Below are 15516 nucleotides of genomic sequence, written 5' to 3'. Positions count from 1 at the left end.
CGCCGCTGCAGTGGATTGCGACATGCGTTGCACGTCGCCGAGCGCGTGCCGCATGCGATAATCCCGGCTTCGCCGCATGCCGTTTCACCGCATGGCGGACACGACAGGGCGAGCCGACCGAGCCCGCCGACGAGGACCGCCAGCCCGCACGCCACACTCGACATGAACACAAGCCGCTCGACCTCGACCACTCCTTCACCCGCGCTCGGCTGGGCAGTATTCGCCTTGATCGCGATCGCCGGGCTGTTCTACGTGAAGTGGTCGCCTTATTACCACCGCGCCTTTGTCGCAGCCGAGCATCATTCGATCGGCCAGTCGATCCTGATGGGCACGGCGGCGCATGCGCCGGTGCCGTCGTGGCAGGCGGCGCTCGATTACGCGTGGGCCTACGGCAAGGCGATCTGGCAGGCGATGGTGCTCGGCCTGCTGCTCGGCTCGGCGCTTCAGGCGCTGCTGCCGGCCCGCGCGATCGCGCGCGTGCTGGGCCGCACCGGCTTCGGCAGCGTCGTGGCTGGCGGCTTGATGTCGCTGCCGGGCATGATGTGCACGTGCTGCGCCGCGCCGGTGGTGGCGGGCTTGCGGGCGCGCCAGGCGTCGCCGGGCGGCGCGGTGGCGTTCTGGCTCGGCAACACGGTGCTGAACCCGGCCACGCTGGTGTTCATGGGCTTCGTGCTCGGCTGGCAATGGACGGCGCTGCGCGTCGTGCTCGGCGTGGCGATGGTGTTCGGGATCGGCTATTGGCTGAACCGGATCGCCTCGGTCGACGCCAAGCCCGTGGACGAAGCCGCGCTGGCGCGGATCGCCGCCGGTCAGACGGCCGAAGGCAATCCGTTCGTGCGCTGGATGAAGCTGCTGGCGCGCATGACGCTGCGGCTGATTCCCGAATACATCGTGCTCGTGCTGCTGCTCGGTGCGGCGCGCGCGTGGCTGTTTCCGCATGTCGGTCCCGATGTCGGCAACGCCGCGCTGTGGATCGTCGCTTTCGCCATCGCCGGGATGCTGTTCGTGATCCCGACCGCGGGCGAGGTGCCGATCGTGCAGGCGATGCTGGCGCTCGGCGTGGGCGTCGGCCCGGCGGCGGCGCTGCTGCTGACACTGCCGCCCGTCAGCGTGCCGTCGTTGGCGATGCTGTGGCGCTCGTTCCCGGCCCGCATGCTGGCGCTGATCGCCGCGTTGGTGGTGGGTTTCGGCATCGTGGCCGGCATCGCGGCGGTGGTGTTCGGTTTCTGAGCCGCCCCAGGATTCACCCGAAGATTCGACCGTCGCCGCGACCTCGCGGCGGCATTCCCAGAAGCAATCAGGATTACGCATGAAGCAACCGAAGATTCATCCGAAACTCGAACAGGCGCTGACGCGCGGCGATCTCGCAATCCGTCAGGCCAATTCCGCGCGTGCCACGGCGGTGCTCAATGCGCTCGGCAAAATGATCATCGAGGCCTCGTCGACGATCGGCGTCGAGGCCAGCATCGACATCCCGCAAGGCGATCGCATTTACGATCCGGCCAACGGCCTGTGGCCGCAGCGCATGCGCGTGTCGTTCGACGGCCCGGTCGAGGATGCCGACGAGGAAGAACTGCGCTCGGTCTATCTGCTGGCCGACGATCCCGGTACGGTGTTTCGCGTGGAATGGCATCGCGCCGACGGCAAGCAGGGGCGCCAGGAAGGCGGCCCGATCGCGACGGTGGCGTTCCTGACCGACGTGGAAATGCCCTGGGGCGACGACGACGCCTGATGGGCGTCGGCGCCTCGCGCGACAGGGTGTAACCGAACCGGCGTCTTGCCGGTTTCACGCCGTACCGGCCCCGGTGCGGCGCATCGGCGCATGCTTGAGTCCCGGCATGCGCCGTGTTGCGTTCAGCGCATCATGCGCCGACGGAACAACCAGGCCGACACCACAAACCCGCCCAGTACATACGCCACCAGCACGCCGACATGCATCGCGACGTCGGTGGCGGGCCGGCCGAGCATCGCCGGCCGGATCAGATCGACGGCGTTGGCCAGCGGCAGCGCATAGGCCGCGTGCTGCGCGATGCCCGGCAACTGAGTGATCGGGAAGAACACGCCCGACAGCAGCAGCATCGGCGTGAGCGCCAGCGTCTGATAGAACATGAAGAAGTCGTAGGACGGCGCGATCGCCGTGACCACCATCGCCAGGCTCGCGAACGCCAGGCCGGCCAGCGCGATTACGGGCAGCGCCGCCAGCAGCGACGGAAACGACGCGTAGCCGAGCCCGCTCGCCACCACCATGATCGCCGTGCCCGACAGCATCGCCTTGCTGGCGGCCCAGATGATTTCCCCGAGCACGATGTCGCCGAGCGAGAGCGGCGTGTGCATGATCGCTTCCCAGGTGCGCTGCACCTGCATGCGCGAGAAACCCGAATACATGGCCTCGAAGCTGGCCGACATCATCACGCTCGAGCCCACCGTGCCGGCTGCCAGAAACGCGATATACGACACCCCGTCGACGTGGCCGAGCATCACGCCGAGGCCCATGCCGAGCCCGAACAGGTAGATCATCGGATCGGCCAGGTTGCCGATCATCGAGGCGAGCGCGAGCTTTTTCCAGACGAGATAGTTGCGGCGCCAGACGGCGATCCAGTTGCGCCCGTTGGCAGGCAGGGCGATCGCGAAACGAGCCGAGGCCGAGGGGGCGGCGTGCGCGTCGCGGGCGGGTGTCGAGTGGCCGGTATCCATCGGTGGTCAATCCTGCATGTCGCGGCCGGTCAGCCGCAGGAACACATCTTCGAGATTCGCGGGCCGGTGCAGATAGCGCAGTTCGGTGCGGCCCTTCAGTTTGCGCGTCAGTGGCGCGGGGTCGTCGACGTAGCAGAACACGGTCTCGCCGCTGATTTCGGCGCGCGTCGCATACGGCGCGAGTTCGTCGCGCAGCGCAGCCGGATCGGGGCCGTAGATCTCCACCACGTCGCAGCCGATCTCGCTTTCGATCAGCGCCTGCGGCGCGCCCTCGGCAATCTTGCGGCCCGATTCGACCACGCAGAGCCGGTGACACAGCCGTTCGGCCTCTTCCATGAAATGCGTCGTCAGCAGGATCGTCTTGCCGCGCGCGAGCAGCGAGCGCAGCCGCTCCCACATCAGATGGCGTGCCTGCGGGTCGAGCCCGGTGGTCGGCTCGTCGAGCACCAGCACGTCGGGATCGTTGACGAGCGCGCGCGCCAGCGTGAGCCGCCGCTTCATGCCGCCCGACAACTCGCCGACCTTCGCGTCGGCCTTGCTTTCGAGCTTGGCGAATTCGAGCAGCGACGGCACCAGTTCGCGCGCCGCGCGCGCCGACAGCCCGAAGTAGCGGCTGAACACGAGCAGGTTCTCGCGCACGCTGAAATCGGGATCGAGGTTGTCGAATTGCGGCACGACGCCGACGCGCAGCCGCGCCTGCCGTGCACGGGCCGGCACCGGCTCGTCGCACAGCCGGATCGTGCCGGAATCGGGGTAGGTCATGCCGAGCAGCATCCTCAGCGTGGTGGTCTTGCCCGCGCCGTTCGGCCCGAGCAGGCCGAAGCATTCGCCGCGCCGCACGTGAAACGACAGGCCGTCGACGACGCGTTTGTCGCCGAAGCTTTTTTTGACATCGTGAAATTCGATCGGAGCAGCGGACATGGGCGCGGAGGCGGGAGGTCGACGAAGGGACGGCACGAAGCGGCCATTCTAGTGCATCGCGTCCCGCTTTCGGCTCGCCGTGCGCGACCGGATCGTGCAAGCCTGCACCGCAATCCGGCATCGGCGAACTATTTGCGTGTCCGCGTTTTCCATCCCTTGCATCCTGAATTGCGGCGCACCATGATCAAATCGTCGACCGATTCTGCATGGAGGCGATCATGTCGAGCTACCAGACCATCCTGCTGTGTTACGACGGTACGCTGGAAGGCCGCAAGGCCTTGCGATGCGGTGCGGATCTCGCGCTGCAATTGAAGGCGAAGACGCATCTGCTGTCGGTCGTCGACATGCGTTCGAGCATCGCCCAGAGCGCGGGCCTGCTGACCGACGTGGCCTGCGGGCGCTTCGAGGAAACCGCGCGCGAGATTCTTCAGGAAGGCGTGGACTGGCTGACCGAGCGCGGCGTGCAGGCCGAGGGCCATTTCGCGTTCGGTTATCCGATCGACGAAATCGCCAACCTGGCGAAGTCGCTCAACGTCGATCTCGTGGTGGTGGGCCATCGCTGCCGCAGCGGTTTGTCTCGCTGGTGGATGGGCGCGGGCAATACACAACTGCTCGACCGCGTGTCGTGCAGCATCCTCGTGGCCTGCTCGTCGGCCGACGAGCAACGCGAGGAGCGGGCAAAGGAACGCGAGGCAGCGGCCAGCGCGGCGGCATGAGGCGTTGAAGGGGCCGACGAGGCCATGATTGAGGCGGCGCGGCTGGCCGCCTCGACTCTGCCGCGCGGGCCGCGGCAGTCAACCATCAGCGATGCAGATCGATCGCACTCAGTTTCCATCCGAACAGGCCGCTGCGACGGAAGATCGCCGCGTAGCGAGCGTCGCCGGCATTACGCTGATACACCACCACGAATTCATTAACGCTCTGATAAGCGGCGTTCGCCTGCGGCGCTGTGCTCGGGCCTGGCACGCCGCTGGCCGGTGGTGCAGCGGAGGCGGGCGGTGCAGGCGTGGGTGCAGGGGCAGGAGCAGGCTGATCGAGCGTAGGCGGGTGTTCGCCCGGATCGCCACGCGGCGGCAGCCCGCTCAACAGCGCGGCGACGCCTTCCGGCGTGGCATACGCATCGACGAGCGGCCCGATCAGCGCGGAGCCGATCATCGCGCCGAGCATGGCGAGCGGATTGTTATGGCGTTGGAGATCGATGCGACGCATCAACTCATCGGCCAGTTGCTGCTTGAGGCTGATGCGCAACGCCGGGTAATCGACGAAGCGGCTGATCGCCTGCGCATCGCGCGCATCGACAGCCTGCTTGAGATCGCGCAGGGCGAGATACGGCGAGGCGAACGCATAAATCACCGTGGCCAAGACGAGCAGGGCGACGACGACCCATGCCAGCGGCTTGAGCCAGCCGCGGCGAGGCGAAGAACCGGGGGATAAGGAAACGGGCACGGGGCCTCCGCGTGGATACGGTCAGTATCCAGAGACGGCTCAGACGGCCGAACGTTCCTGGGCGATGCAATCGTCGATCATGCGGCACACCGCATCGATCGAGCCGACCATGATGAGCCGCGACGACCCGTGATAGACGCGTACCGGCGCGCGCCGAGCCGGCTCGGCGTGATGGAGCCCGGCATTCAGCGAAACGCGGGCAAAGGCCGGCAGCGCCGATGGCAGCAAGGAAGCCGGCTCGGCCGCCCCGGAGGAGGCCGGTGCGCCGACATCAGCCGCGAGCGGTGCACAGGGCGTGCGACCGCGCAGATGGCGCAGACGACCGAATTGACGGAAAGGCAGCAGACGAGCGAGGCGTTCCATGGCGTTTCTCCAGATCGGGGCAGCGTGGCGGGACGGCGGGAATCAGAGTTCGCCGGACCGGATCAGACCGACGGCAATACCTTCGAGCGCGAACTCCGCGCTGCCGGCCTTCACGAAGATGTTTTCGTAATCGGGGTTCTCGGCAATCAGTTCGAGGCCCGTGGAATGGCGCTTCAGGCGCTTGACCGTGACGTCGTCGCCGAGCCGCGCGACGATGATCTGGCCGTCCTTCGCCTCGGTGCGCTTCTGCACGGCGAGCAGGTCGCCGTCGAGGATGCCGGCGTCGCGCATCGACAGGCCGCGCACCTTCAGCAGGTAATCGGGTTTGCTCGTGAACAGCGCCGGATCGCAGGCGTAATGCTGCGAGATGTGTTCTTGCGCCAGGATCGGGCTGCCTGCCGCCACCCGGCCGACCAGCGGCAGCGAAAGCTGCATCAGCCCCGCGTGGGGCAGCGTGAACTGATAGGGGGAATCCTCGAGGCCGAGCAGGCGGATGCCGCGCGACGCGCCGGCGGCCAGCTCGATCACGCCCTTGCGGGCCAGCGCCCGAAGGTGCTCCTCGGCCGCATTCGGCGAACTGAAACCCAGCTCGGCCGCGATTTCCGCCCGGGTGGGCGGGAAGCCGGTGCGCTCGATCGCGCGGCGGACCAGATCGAATACTTGCTGCTGACGTGCGGTGAGTTTGGTCATGATCAACTGTATGGATAGACAGTGATCTGTATTTTTATACAGTAGTTCGGGAATTTCAAGCGTTACTTGAAGTTCGTCGCTATGACGCCGGTTCCGACGCCATCAAAGGGCGTTCCAGCGCCGGTTTCCATGCCTCAACCGTCCGTCGGGCGGTCTTTACCACTTTTTCTTCTAAAAGAATGAATAACGATTATTTTTAATGATGAAAGCTGTTCGCTAGACTGACCCGACATTGCAAAAAACGATCCACGAACCTTTGGAGATCACCGGGATGGTCAAGCGCAACACGGGGCTGGCAGGCGGCGTTCGCCGTCTTATCGCAACACTGGCGGTCGGCGCGGCGGCGCTGGGCGGGGCCACGCATGCACTGGCGGACACGACGTTGCTGAACGTCTCCTACGATCCGACCCGCGAACTGTATCAGGACATCAACCAGGCCTTCGGCAAGGAATGGAAGGCCAAGACGGGCGAAACCGTCACGTTCAAGCAGTCGCACGGCGGTTCGGGCGCGCAGGCGCGCTCGGTGCTCGACGGCCTGCAGGCCGACGTGGTGACGCTGGCGCTGGCCTGGGACATCGACGCGCTGGCCAACAAGGGGATCGTCGCCAAGGATTGGCAGAAGCGCTTGCCCGACAACGCCTCGCCGTACACCTCGACCATCGTGTTCCTGGTTCGCAAGGGCAACCCGAAGGGCATCAAGGATTGGGACGATCTGGTGAAGCCGGGCGTGTCGATCATCACGCCGAACCCGAAGACCTCGGGCGGCGCGCGCTGGAACTACCTGGCGGCCTGGGCCTACGCCCTGCACAAGCCGGGCGGCAACGAGCAGACGGCCAAGGATTTCGTCTCGAAGCTCTACAAGAATGCCGGCGTGCTCGATTCGGGCGCGCGTGGCGCCACCACCAGCTTCGTGCAACGTGATATCGGCGACGTGCTGATCGCCTGGGAAAACGAGGCGTTCCTGTCGCTGAAGGAATTCGGTCCGGACAAGTTCCAGATCGTGGTGCCGTCGGTCAGCATCCTGGCCGAGCCGCCGGTGGCGGTGGTGGACAAGGTGGTCGACAAGAAGGGCGACCGCAAGCTGGCCGAGGCCTACCTGAACTTCCTGTACAGCAAGGAAGGCCAGGAAATCGCGGCGCGCAACTTCTATCGCCCGCGTTCGAAGGACGTGCCGGCCGAGCTGACCAAGCAGTTTCCGAAGCTGAAGCTGTACACGGTCGACGACACCTTCGGCGGCTGGACCAACGCGCAGAAGACGCACTTCGCCGACGGCGGCGTGTTCGACTCGATCTACAAACCGCAGTAACGCTTCCGGCGCGCAGCCGGAAGCCGGCGGCGCGCTCCCGAGGGGCGCGCCGCCACGCAGCAGAACCCGAGGCGGCGCGGCAATACACGGCACGCGTGGCCCGATATAACGCAGCACCCAGCGCGGCCGCCCGGAAATCTCCCGGCGGCCGCGTCTCCCAAGTCAACCTAGGAAGCGCTTTCGCATGACGACGTACACCTTCCGCAAGCCGAGCGCATTGCCCGGCTTCGGCTTGACGCTCGGGATCACGGTGGCCTATTTGAGCCTCGTGGTGCTGATACCGCTTGCCTCCACCTTCCTCAAAACGGCCACGCTGACCTGGGACCAGTTCGTCGCGGCGACCACCTCCGCGCGCGTGGTGGCGTCCTACCGGCTCACGTTCCTCGCGGCGCTCGGTGGCGCGCTCATCAATGCCGTGTTCGGTTTCCTGGTGGCCTGGGTGCTGGTGCGCTACACGTTCCCGTTTAAGCGGCTGGTGGACGCGATCGTCGACCTGCCGTTCGCGTTGCCCACCTCGGTGGCCGGCATTTCGCTGGCCGCCGTCTACGCGCAGAACGGCTGGCTCGGGCAATACCTGGTGCCGCTCGGCATCAAGGTGGCGTTTACGCCGCTCGGCGTGCTGGTGGCGCTGACCTTCATCGGCCTGCCGTTCGTGGTGCGCACGGTGCAGCCGGTGCTGGAGGATTTCGAGCGCGAGCAGGAAGAAGCCGCGGCCTGCCTCGGCGCGACGCGTTGGCTGACGTTCCGCCGCGTGGTGCTGCCGGCCGTGCTGCCGGCGCTGCTGACCGGTTTCGCGCTCGCGTTCGCGCGTGCGCTCGGCGAATACGGCTCGGTGATCTTCATCGCCGGCAACGTGCCGATGAAATCCGAAATCACCTCGTTGCTGATCATCACCAAGCTCGAACAGTACGACTACGCCGGCGCGACCGCGCTGGCCGTGGTGATGCTGGTGGTGTCGTTCGCGATGCTGTTCCTGATCAACACGCTGCAATGGGTCCTGCAACGCCGCACCAGCCGCGGCGCAAGCGGCCCGGCGCCGGCCGCGACCACGGCCACGGCCGTCACGGCGGGAGGTGCGCAATGAGCCGCCAGACCAATCCGGGTTCCGCGCTGGCCGCAGGCAACGTCGCGCCGCGCGCCACGGCGGCGCGCCGTCACAATCCGGTCAGCGAGTCGCGCGTCACGCGCTGGGTGCTGACCGGCGTCGCGCTGCTGTTCCTGGCCGGCTTCCTGGTGGTGCCGCTCGCCGCGGTGTTCGCGCAGGCGCTGGCCAAGGGCATCGGCTTCTACTTCGAATCGCTGGCCGATCCGGACGCCTGGTCGGCGATCGTGCTGACGGTCACGGTGGCCGCGATCGCGGTGCCGCTGAACCTCGTGTTCGGGGTGTGCGCGTCATGGGCGATCGCCAAGTTCGAGTTTCGCGGCAAGGCGTTCCTGACCACGCTGATCGACTTGCCGTTCTCGGTGTCGCCGGTGATCTCGGGCCTCGTATACGTGCTGATGTTCGGCGCGCAGGGCTGGCTCGGGCCGTGGCTGGAAGCGCACGACATCCAGATCATCTTCGCGGTGCCGGGCATCGTGATGGCGACCATCTTCGTGACGTTCCCGTTCGTCGCGCGCGAGCTGATCCCGCTGATGCAGGCGCAGGGCAACGACGAGGAAGAGGCCGCGCGCGTGCTGGGCGCGTCGGGATGGCAGATCTTCCGCCGCGTGACGCTGCCGAACGTGCGCTGGGGCCTGCTGTACGGCGTGATCCTGTGCAACGCGCGGGCGATGGGCGAATTCGGCGCGGTGTCGGTGGTGTCGGGCCATATCCGCGGCCAGACCGACACGATGCCGCTGCACGTCGAGATTCTCTACAACGAATACAACTTTTCGGCCGCGTTCGCGGTGGCATCGGTGCTGGCGCTGCTCGCGCTCGTGACGCTGGCGCTCAAGCTGCTCGCCGAACGCCGGATGTCGGCCGAACTCGCGAACGCGCGCGCCGCCGCCGCATCGCACTCCTGAAGAGGCACACGAAATGGGTATCACCGTACGCAATCTGCACAAGCAATTCGGCGACTTCACGGCGCTCGACGACGTCTCGCTCGATTTCCCGCCCGGCGAACTGGTGGCGCTGCTCGGGCCGTCCGGCTGCGGCAAGACCACGCTGCTGCGCGTGATCGCGGGCCTCGAGCACGCGGACGCCGGCCAGGTCGTGCTGCAAGGCCAGGACGTGGCCGATGTCGGCGCGCGCGAGCGCCAGGTCGGCTTCGTGTTCCAGCATTACGCGCTGTTCCGCCACATGACGGTGTTCGAGAACGTGGCGTTCGGCCTGCGCGTGAAGCCGCGCAACGAGCGCCCGTCGGAGGCCGTGATCCGCGAGAAGGTGCATGAACTGCTCAAGCTCGTGCAGCTCGACTGGCTCGCGCCGCGCTACCCGTCCGAGCTGTCGGGCGGCCAGCGCCAGCGCATCGCGCTGGCCCGCGCGCTGGCCGTGGAGCCGAAGGTGCTGCTGCTCGACGAGCCGTTCGGCGCGCTCGACGCGAAGGTCCGCAAGGAGCTGCGCAGCTGGCTGCGCCGCCTGCACGACGATCTGCACATCTCGACCATCTTCGTCACGCACGATCAGGAAGAGGCGCTCGAAGTGGCCGACCGGATCGTGGTGCTGAATCGCGGCCACGTCGAACAGGTCGGCAGCCCGCAGGATGTCTACGATCATCCGCAAAGCGCGTTCGTGTACGAATTCCTCGGCGCGGCCAACAAGCTCGACGGCACGGTGCACGGCGACGGCTTCGTGGCCGACGGCGCGGCCGGCCCGATCTCGGTGGATGCCGATTTCGCGGGCCGCGCGCACGCCTACGTGCGTCCGCACGACCTGCAGATCGTCGGCGGCGCCGATGCGCGCTCGGACGGCATCGCCGTGGACGTGCGGCGCGTCGTGCCGCTCGGCGGCGCGGTGCGCATCGAGCTCGAACCGCGCTCGGGCGGCTCGGTGCTCGAAGCCGAACTCGATCGCGACACCTGGCGCGCGCTGGCGCTCGGCGTCGGCGACGGTGCGCTGGCGGTGCCGCGCCACGCACGTGTGTTCCCGGCTCGTTGAGCCGACAGCAACCATAGCGGCAAGGCGGCCGCGCTCGGGCCGCCGTTTGGTTTTTCATCGATAACGACAACGCCCATGAGAGGCTGACCCATGAATTTCCAGCAATTGCGCTTCGTTCGGGAAGCGGTACGCCAGAACATGAACCTGACCGAGGTGGCGAACGTGCTGTACACGTCGCAATCGGGCGTCTCCAAGCAGATCAAGGATCTCGAGGACGAACTCGGCGTGGATATCTTCATCCGCCGCGGCAAGCGCCTGACCGGCCTCACCGAGCCGGGCAAGGCCGTGCATCAGCTGATCGAGCGCATGCTGCTCGACGCCGAGAACCTGCGCCGCGTGGCGCGCCAGTACGCCGACCAGGACAGCGGCCACCTGGTGGTGGCGACCACCCACACGCAGGCGCGCTACGCGCTGCCGAAGGTGATCCGCCAGTTCACCGACGTGTTCCCGAAGGTGCATCTGGCGCTGCGCCAGGGCAGCCCGCAGCAGATCGCGCAGATGATCCTGAGCGGCGAGGCCGACATCGGCATCTCGACCGAGGCGCTCGACCGCTATCCGGACATCGTGACGTTCCCGTGCTATTCGTGGCACCACATCGTGGTGGTGCCGAAGGATCACCCGCTGGTGGGCCGCGAGAACCTCACGCTCGAGGAGATCGCCGAATATCCGATCATCACCTACGACCAGGATTTCACGGGCCGCTCGCATATCGACCAGGCGTTCACGAAGGTCGGTGCGGTGCCCGACGTGGTGTTGACCGCGATCGACGCGGACGTCATCAAGACCTACGTGGAACTGGGCATGGGCATCGGCGTGGTGGCGGCCATGGCCTACGACGCGGAGCGCGACATCAATCTCGTCGCGCTCGATACCGAGCACCTGTTCGAGGCCAGCACCACGCGCGTGGGCCTGCGCAAGGGCGCGTTCCTGCGCTCGTATGCCTACAAGCTGCTGGAAATGTTCGCGCCGCACCTGACCGAGGCCGAGGTCGCCGCGCAACTGAAGGAAACCGCCGTCTGATCGCGCGCGCCGGCTTGCCTGGCGCGTGCCTCGCCCGAACCGCCGCGCAGTCGCGAGGACTGCGCGGCGGTTTGCTTTTTAGCGGCGCGGCATACGATTCGCGCGCTTCCCGGAATCAGGGCAAAACCTTGTTGCGCGACGTTCGGCGAACGTCCAGCATAGGCGCTTCCCGGAACCAACAAAAACGGAACGGGAGGCGCGCACCGCATGTTTCCGGTCATGAAATCGAAAGGCCCGGTGGTGCGAATGTCTTCGTTCCCGTCGCCGCACGACCCGTTTTCGATCGCTGTCCGAATCGGGTCGGCAAACGTTTGCTCAACATGAAAACCACACCTTGGGCGCCGGGCCCAGACCTGTGAGGAGAGTACGCATGGATTTCCAGATTCGCCGCCGTGTCCTGGTCGCCGCGCTTGCCGGCGCCGCAGTTGCCGTCGCGCCGCTCGGCGCCTATGCGCAGTCGGCCCACAAGCCGAAGGTCGCGCTCGTCATGAAGTCGCTCGCCAACGAGTTCTTCCTGACCATGGAAACCGGCGCGAAGGATTACCAGCAGCACAATCCGGCGCTGTTCGACCTCGTCACCAACGGCATCAAGGACGAAACCGACACCGCGAACCAGATCCGCATCGTCGAGCAGATGATCGTCTCGAAGGTCGACGCAATCGTGCTGGCGCCGGCCGATTCGAAGGCGCTGGTGCCGGTGGTCAAGAAGGCCGTGGATGCCGGCATCATCGTCATCAACATCGACAACCGGCTCGATCCGGACGTGCTGAAGTCGAAGAACCTCAACGTGCCGTTCGTCGGCCCCGACAACCGCAAGGGCGCGCGCAAGATCGGCGACTACCTGGCCAAGCACCTGAAGGCCGGCGACGAGGTGGGTATTCTCGAAGGCGTGTCGACCACCACCAACGCGCAGCAGCGCACGGCCGGCTTCCAGGACGCGATGAAGGCGGTGGGCGCGAAGGTGGTGTCGGTGCAGTCGGGCGAATGGGAAATCGACAAGGGCAACGCGGTGGCCTCGGCCATGCTCAACGAATATCCGAACCTGAAGGCGCTGCTGTGCGGCAACGACAGCATGGCGATCGGCGCCGTATCGGCCGTGCGCGCGGCCGGCAAGGCGGGCAAGGTGATGGTGGTCGGCTACGACAACATCAATGCGATCAAGCCGATGCTGCAGGACGGCCGGGTGCTGGCCACGGCCGATCAGTACGCCGCCAAGCAGGCCGTGTTCGGCATCGATACCGCGCTGAAGGCGATTTCCGAGCACAAGAAGCAGTCCGACCTGTCGGGCGTGGTCGAAACCCCGGTCGACCTGATCGTCAAGAAGTAAGGGCCGCGCATGGCGACGATTCCCTCTGCCGCGCCCGCGCGGGGCGGGCCGGTGCTCGAGGTGTCGGGCGTCGGCAAGACCTACGCGGAGCCGGTGCTGGCCGACGTCTCGCTGGCCCTGAACGCCGGCGAGGCGCTGGCGCTGACGGGCGAGAACGGCGCGGGCAAGAGCACGCTGTCGAAGATCGTCGGCGGGCTGGTGGTGCCGACGGCCGGCACGTTGAGGCTGGCGGGCGAGGCGTTCGCGCCGGCCAGCCGGTCCGAGGCGGAGGCGGCCGGGGTGCGGATGGTGATGCAGGAGCTGAACCTGCTGCCCACGCTGACTGTTGCCGAAAACCTGTTCCTGAACCGCCTGCCGCGCCGCTTCGGCGTGATCGACCGGCGCCGGCTGCGGGCCGACGCGCACGAGGCGATGGCGCGCGTCGGGCTCGATGCGATCGATCCCGACACGCCGGTCGGCGCGCTCGGCATCGGCCATCAGCAGATGGTCGAGATCGCGCGCAACCTGATCGGCGACTGCCGCGTGCTGATCCTCGACGAACCCACCGCCATGCTGACCGCGCGCGAGGTCGAACTGCTGTTCGCGCAGATCGACCGGCTCAAGGCGCAGGGCGTGGCGCTCGTCTATATCTCGCATCGGCTGGAAGAACTGGCGCGCGTGGCCGAGCGCGTGGCGGTGCTGCGCGACGGCCGGCTGGTGCATGCCGGGCCGATGGGCGAGGTGTCGAGCGCGCGGCTCGTCGCGCTGATGGCCGGGCGCGAGGTGGGCGAGCATATCGATCTCGGCGAGCGCCGGATCGGTGCGCCGCGCCTGGCCGTTCAAGGGCTCGCGCGCGGCAACGCGGTGCGCGACGTGTCGTTCGAGGTGCGCGCCGGCGAGATTTTCGGCATCTCCGGGCTGATCGGAGCGGGGCGCACCGAGCTGCTGCGGCTGATTTACGGCGCGGATCGCGCCGAGGCCGGCACCGTGTCGCTCGATACGGCGGGCCAGGGCCTGCAGCCGGTGCGGATCGCCTCGCCGTCGGATGCGGTGCGCCACGGCATCGCGCTGATCACCGAGGATCGCAAGGGCGAGGGGCTGCTGCTGTCGCAGCCGATCGCGGCCAACGTCTCGCTCGGCCAGCTCGGGCGCCTCGCGCGCGGCGGGGTGGTCGATACCGCGCGCGAACACGCGCTCGCGCAGCGCCAGATCGACGCGATGCGGATTCGCACGCGCGGCCCGGCGCAGCCCGTGGGCGAACTGTCGGGCGGCAACCAGCAGAAGGTGGTGATCGGCCGCTGGCTCGCGCACGACATGGCGGTGCTGCTGTTCGACGAGCCGACGCGCGGCATCGACGTCGGCGCCAAATTCGATATCTACGCATTGATGGGCGCGCTGGCGCGCGAGGGCCGCGCACTGGTGGTCGTGTCGAGCGACCTGCGCGAGCTGATGCTGATCTGCGACCGGATCGGCGTGATGTCGGCGGGCCGCATGACGGCCGTGTTCGAGCGCGGCGCCTGGACCCAGGACGCCTTGCTCGCCGCCGCCTTTGCCGGCTTTTCGCGCCGCGATGCCACGCCGGCCCCGCTGCCGGCCGTCGCGCCGGGCAGCGCCGCTGATTCGACCCCAGGAATTCATTCATGAACGAACCGATCGTCCCTGGCCGCGAGGCGGCCAAGCCTGCCGCAGCGTCCGACAGCGCCGCGCCCGACGCGGTGGCGCCGGCCGCGCGACGCCTGTCCGGCACGCGTCTCGGGCTGTCCAACTATCTCGGCCTGGCCGGCGCGCTGCTGGCCATGATCGCGCTGTTCTCGACGCTGAGTTCACACTTCCTGACCTACGACACGTTCAGCACGATCGCCAACCAGATTCCCGACCTGGTGGTGATGTCGGTCGGCATGACGTTCGTGCTGATCATCGCCGGGATCGACCTGTCGGTCGGCTCGGTGCTGGCGCTGGCGGCCTCGTTCGTCAGCCTGGCCGCGCTGAAGTGGCATTGGGGGCCGCTGCCGTCGGCGTTGCTCGGGATGGTCGCGGCGGCCTTCACCGGCATGCTGACCGGCGCGGTGACGGTGGGCTGGCGGATTCCGTCGTTCATCGTCTCGCTCGGCGTGCTGGAGGCGGCGCGCGGCGTGGCGTACCAGCTCACGAATTCGCGCACCGCCTATATCGGCGACGCCTTCGATTTCCTCTCGAACCCGCTCGCGTTCGGCATCTCGCCGGCCTTCGTGATCGCGGTGGTGGTCATGATCGTGGCCCAATTCGTGCTCACCCGGACGGTGTTCGGACGCTATCTCGTGGGGATCGGTACCAACGAAGAAGCAGTAAGGCTTGCAGGAGTGAACCCGCGTCCGTATAAAATCATCGTGTTTGCGTTGATGGGGGCGTTGGCGGGGCTTGCCGCGCTGTTCCAGATCTCGCGTCTCGAAGCGGCCGACCCGAATGCCGGCGTCGGGCTCGAACTTCAGGTGATTGCGGCCGTGGTGATCGGCGGCACGAGCCTGATGGGCGGGCGCGGTTCCGTCATCAGCACGTTTTTTGGCGTGTTGATCATATCGGTGCTCGCGGCGGGGCTGGCACAGATCGGCGCGAACGAACCGACCAAGCGCATCATCACCGGGGCCGTGATCGTCGTAGCCGTTGTGCTCGACACGTATCGCAGTCGCCGGTCGCGTACTTAAAAAGACA

16 protein-coding genes are annotated in these 15516 nt (G+C 67.2%); 11 read left to right on the top strand and 5 right to left on the bottom strand.

Going from position 1 to position 15516, the window contains the following annotated elements; all coding sequences use genetic code 11:
* The first annotated feature begins 162 nt into the window (after positions 1–162).
* Entirely contained in the window at positions 163–1230 is a 1068-nt protein-coding gene (locus tag AB4851_RS26900) for a permease (protein ID WP_414449523.1), read from the top strand.
* 79 nt (positions 1231–1309) lie between these two features.
* Positions 1310–1732 (top strand): hypothetical protein, encoded by a 423-nt coding sequence (locus AB4851_RS26895; RefSeq protein WP_414445034.1) that lies wholly within the window; start codon positions 1310–1312, stop codon positions 1730–1732.
* Between the two features lie 122 nt (positions 1733–1854).
* Here AB4851_RS26895 and AB4851_RS26890 read toward each other — a convergent pair whose 3' ends face one another.
* On the bottom strand, positions 1855–2694 hold the full coding sequence (locus tag AB4851_RS26890) for an ABC transporter permease (RefSeq protein WP_414449522.1): 840 nt from the start codon (positions 2692–2694) through the stop codon (positions 1855–1857).
* Positions 2695–2700: 6 nt separating this feature from the next.
* The gene (nodI, locus tag AB4851_RS26885; RefSeq protein WP_414445036.1) at positions 2701–3615 is read right to left on the bottom strand and encodes a nodulation factor ABC transporter ATP-binding protein NodI; all 915 of its coding nucleotides are present in this window, start codon (positions 3613–3615) and stop codon (positions 2701–2703) included.
* 218 nt (positions 3616–3833) lie between these two features.
* On the opposite strand from nodI, the gene AB4851_RS26880 reads away from it, so the two are divergent.
* Complete coding sequence (locus AB4851_RS26880) at positions 3834–4331, top strand: universal stress protein (protein ID WP_414445037.1); 498 nt, start codon at positions 3834–3836, stop codon at positions 4329–4331.
* Positions 4332–4416: 85 nt separating this feature from the next.
* Here AB4851_RS26880 and AB4851_RS26875 read toward each other — a convergent pair whose 3' ends face one another.
* The 3 genes from AB4851_RS26875 to lexA are packed head-to-tail and all read right to left on the bottom strand — an operon-like array spanning position 4417 to position 6114.
* On the bottom strand, positions 4417–5061 hold the full coding sequence (locus tag AB4851_RS26875) for a DUF2939 domain-containing protein (RefSeq protein ID WP_414449521.1): 645 nt from the start codon (positions 5059–5061) through the stop codon (positions 4417–4419).
* A 39-nt stretch (positions 5062–5100) separates the two neighbouring features.
* Entirely contained in the window at positions 5101–5424 is a 324-nt protein-coding gene (locus AB4851_RS26870; RefSeq protein WP_414449520.1) for a hypothetical protein, read from the bottom strand.
* A gap of 42 nt (positions 5425–5466) precedes the next feature.
* On the bottom strand, positions 5467–6114 hold the full coding sequence (gene lexA, locus AB4851_RS26865) for a transcriptional repressor LexA (RefSeq protein WP_414445040.1): 648 nt from the start codon (positions 6112–6114) through the stop codon (positions 5467–5469).
* 271 nt (positions 6115–6385) lie between these two features.
* On the opposite strand from lexA, the gene AB4851_RS26860 reads away from it, so the two are divergent.
* The 8 genes from AB4851_RS26860 to AB4851_RS26825 all read left to right on the top strand — a co-directional run bounded on the left by AB4851_RS26860 (position 6386) and on the right by AB4851_RS26825 (position 15509).
* Positions 6386–7420 carry a sulfate ABC transporter substrate-binding protein gene (locus AB4851_RS26860; protein ID WP_414449519.1) on the top strand — a complete coding sequence of 345 codons (1035 nt, stop codon included), beginning with the start codon at positions 6386–6388 and terminating at the stop codon, positions 7418–7420.
* Between the two features lie 184 nt (positions 7421–7604).
* Positions 7605–8504, top strand: a complete 900-nt coding sequence (gene cysT, locus AB4851_RS26855; RefSeq protein ID WP_414449518.1) for a sulfate ABC transporter permease subunit CysT — start codon at positions 7605–7607, stop codon at positions 8502–8504.
* The gene (gene cysW / locus AB4851_RS26850) at positions 8501–9427 is read left to right on the top strand and encodes a sulfate ABC transporter permease subunit CysW (RefSeq protein ID WP_414445043.1); all 927 of its coding nucleotides are present in this window, start codon (positions 8501–8503) and stop codon (positions 9425–9427) included. The genes cysT and cysW overlap by 4 nt, the downstream gene beginning before the upstream one ends.
* A 13-nt stretch (positions 9428–9440) precedes the next feature.
* Positions 9441–10502: a sulfate/molybdate ABC transporter ATP-binding protein gene (locus tag AB4851_RS26845; protein WP_414449517.1), complete on the top strand. Its 1062-nt coding sequence runs from the start codon at positions 9441–9443 to the stop codon at positions 10500–10502.
* 90 nt (positions 10503–10592) lie between these two features.
* Positions 10593–11522, top strand: a complete 930-nt coding sequence (locus AB4851_RS26840) for a CysB family HTH-type transcriptional regulator (RefSeq protein WP_414445045.1) — start codon at positions 10593–10595, stop codon at positions 11520–11522.
* 370 nt (positions 11523–11892) lie between these two features.
* The gene (locus tag AB4851_RS26835; protein ID WP_414449516.1) at positions 11893–12849 is read left to right on the top strand and encodes a sugar ABC transporter substrate-binding protein; all 957 of its coding nucleotides are present in this window, start codon (positions 11893–11895) and stop codon (positions 12847–12849) included.
* Positions 12850–12858: 9 nt separating this feature from the next.
* Positions 12859–14472 (top strand): sugar ABC transporter ATP-binding protein, encoded by a 1614-nt coding sequence (locus AB4851_RS26830; RefSeq protein WP_414449515.1) that lies wholly within the window; start codon positions 12859–12861, stop codon positions 14470–14472.
* Positions 14469–15509 (top strand): ABC transporter permease, encoded by a 1041-nt coding sequence (locus AB4851_RS26825; RefSeq protein ID WP_414449514.1) that lies wholly within the window; start codon positions 14469–14471, stop codon positions 15507–15509. Before AB4851_RS26830 ends, AB4851_RS26825 begins: the two co-directional genes overlap by 4 nt.
* Positions 15510–15516: the final 7 nt, after the last annotated feature.

This window comes from Burkholderia sp. 22PA0099 (genome assembly GCF_047497165.1).
Classification (GTDB): Bacteria; Pseudomonadota; Gammaproteobacteria; order Burkholderiales; family Burkholderiaceae; genus Burkholderia.
The sequence above is the reverse complement of the archived record's forward strand: the minus strand, read 5'-3'. Positions and strand labels throughout refer to the sequence as shown.

What these genes read in the sequence shown, in the direction of transcription:
- AB4851_RS26860 (WP_414449519.1), top strand. Translation starts at nt 6,386, where the DNA reads ATGGTCAAGCGCAACACGGGGCTGGCAGGCGGCGTTCGCCGTCTTATC.
- AB4851_RS26890 (WP_414449522.1), bottom strand. Translation starts at nt 2,694, where the DNA reads ATGGATACCGGCCACTCGACACCCGCCCGCGACGCGCACGCCGCCCCC.
- AB4851_RS26835 (WP_414449516.1), top strand. Translation starts at nt 11,893, where the DNA reads ATGGATTTCCAGATTCGCCGCCGTGTCCTGGTCGCCGCGCTTGCCGGC.
- AB4851_RS26870 (WP_414449520.1), bottom strand. Translation starts at nt 5,424, where the DNA reads ATGGAACGCCTCGCTCGTCTGCTGCCTTTCCGTCAATTCGGTCGTCTG.
- cysW (WP_414445043.1), top strand. Translation starts at nt 8,501, where the DNA reads ATGAGCCGCCAGACCAATCCGGGTTCCGCGCTGGCCGCAGGCAACGTC.
- AB4851_RS26880 (WP_414445037.1), top strand. Translation starts at nt 3,834, where the DNA reads ATGTCGAGCTACCAGACCATCCTGCTGTGTTACGACGGTACGCTGGAA.
- AB4851_RS26825 (WP_414449514.1), top strand. Translation starts at nt 14,469, where the DNA reads ATGAACGAACCGATCGTCCCTGGCCGCGAGGCGGCCAAGCCTGCCGCA.
- nodI (WP_414445036.1), bottom strand. Translation starts at nt 3,615, where the DNA reads ATGTCCGCTGCTCCGATCGAATTTCACGATGTCAAAAAAAGCTTCGGC.
- AB4851_RS26900 (WP_414449523.1), top strand. Translation starts at nt 163, where the DNA reads ATGAACACAAGCCGCTCGACCTCGACCACTCCTTCACCCGCGCTCGGC.
- cysT (WP_414449518.1), top strand. Translation starts at nt 7,605, where the DNA reads ATGACGACGTACACCTTCCGCAAGCCGAGCGCATTGCCCGGCTTCGGC.
- lexA (WP_414445040.1), bottom strand. Translation starts at nt 6,114, where the DNA reads ATGACCAAACTCACCGCACGTCAGCAGCAAGTATTCGATCTGGTCCGC.
- AB4851_RS26845 (WP_414449517.1), top strand. Translation starts at nt 9,441, where the DNA reads ATGGGTATCACCGTACGCAATCTGCACAAGCAATTCGGCGACTTCACG.
- AB4851_RS26840 (WP_414445045.1), top strand. Translation starts at nt 10,593, where the DNA reads ATGAATTTCCAGCAATTGCGCTTCGTTCGGGAAGCGGTACGCCAGAAC.
- AB4851_RS26830 (WP_414449515.1), top strand. Translation starts at nt 12,859, where the DNA reads ATGGCGACGATTCCCTCTGCCGCGCCCGCGCGGGGCGGGCCGGTGCTC.
- AB4851_RS26895 (WP_414445034.1), top strand. Translation starts at nt 1,310, where the DNA reads ATGAAGCAACCGAAGATTCATCCGAAACTCGAACAGGCGCTGACGCGC.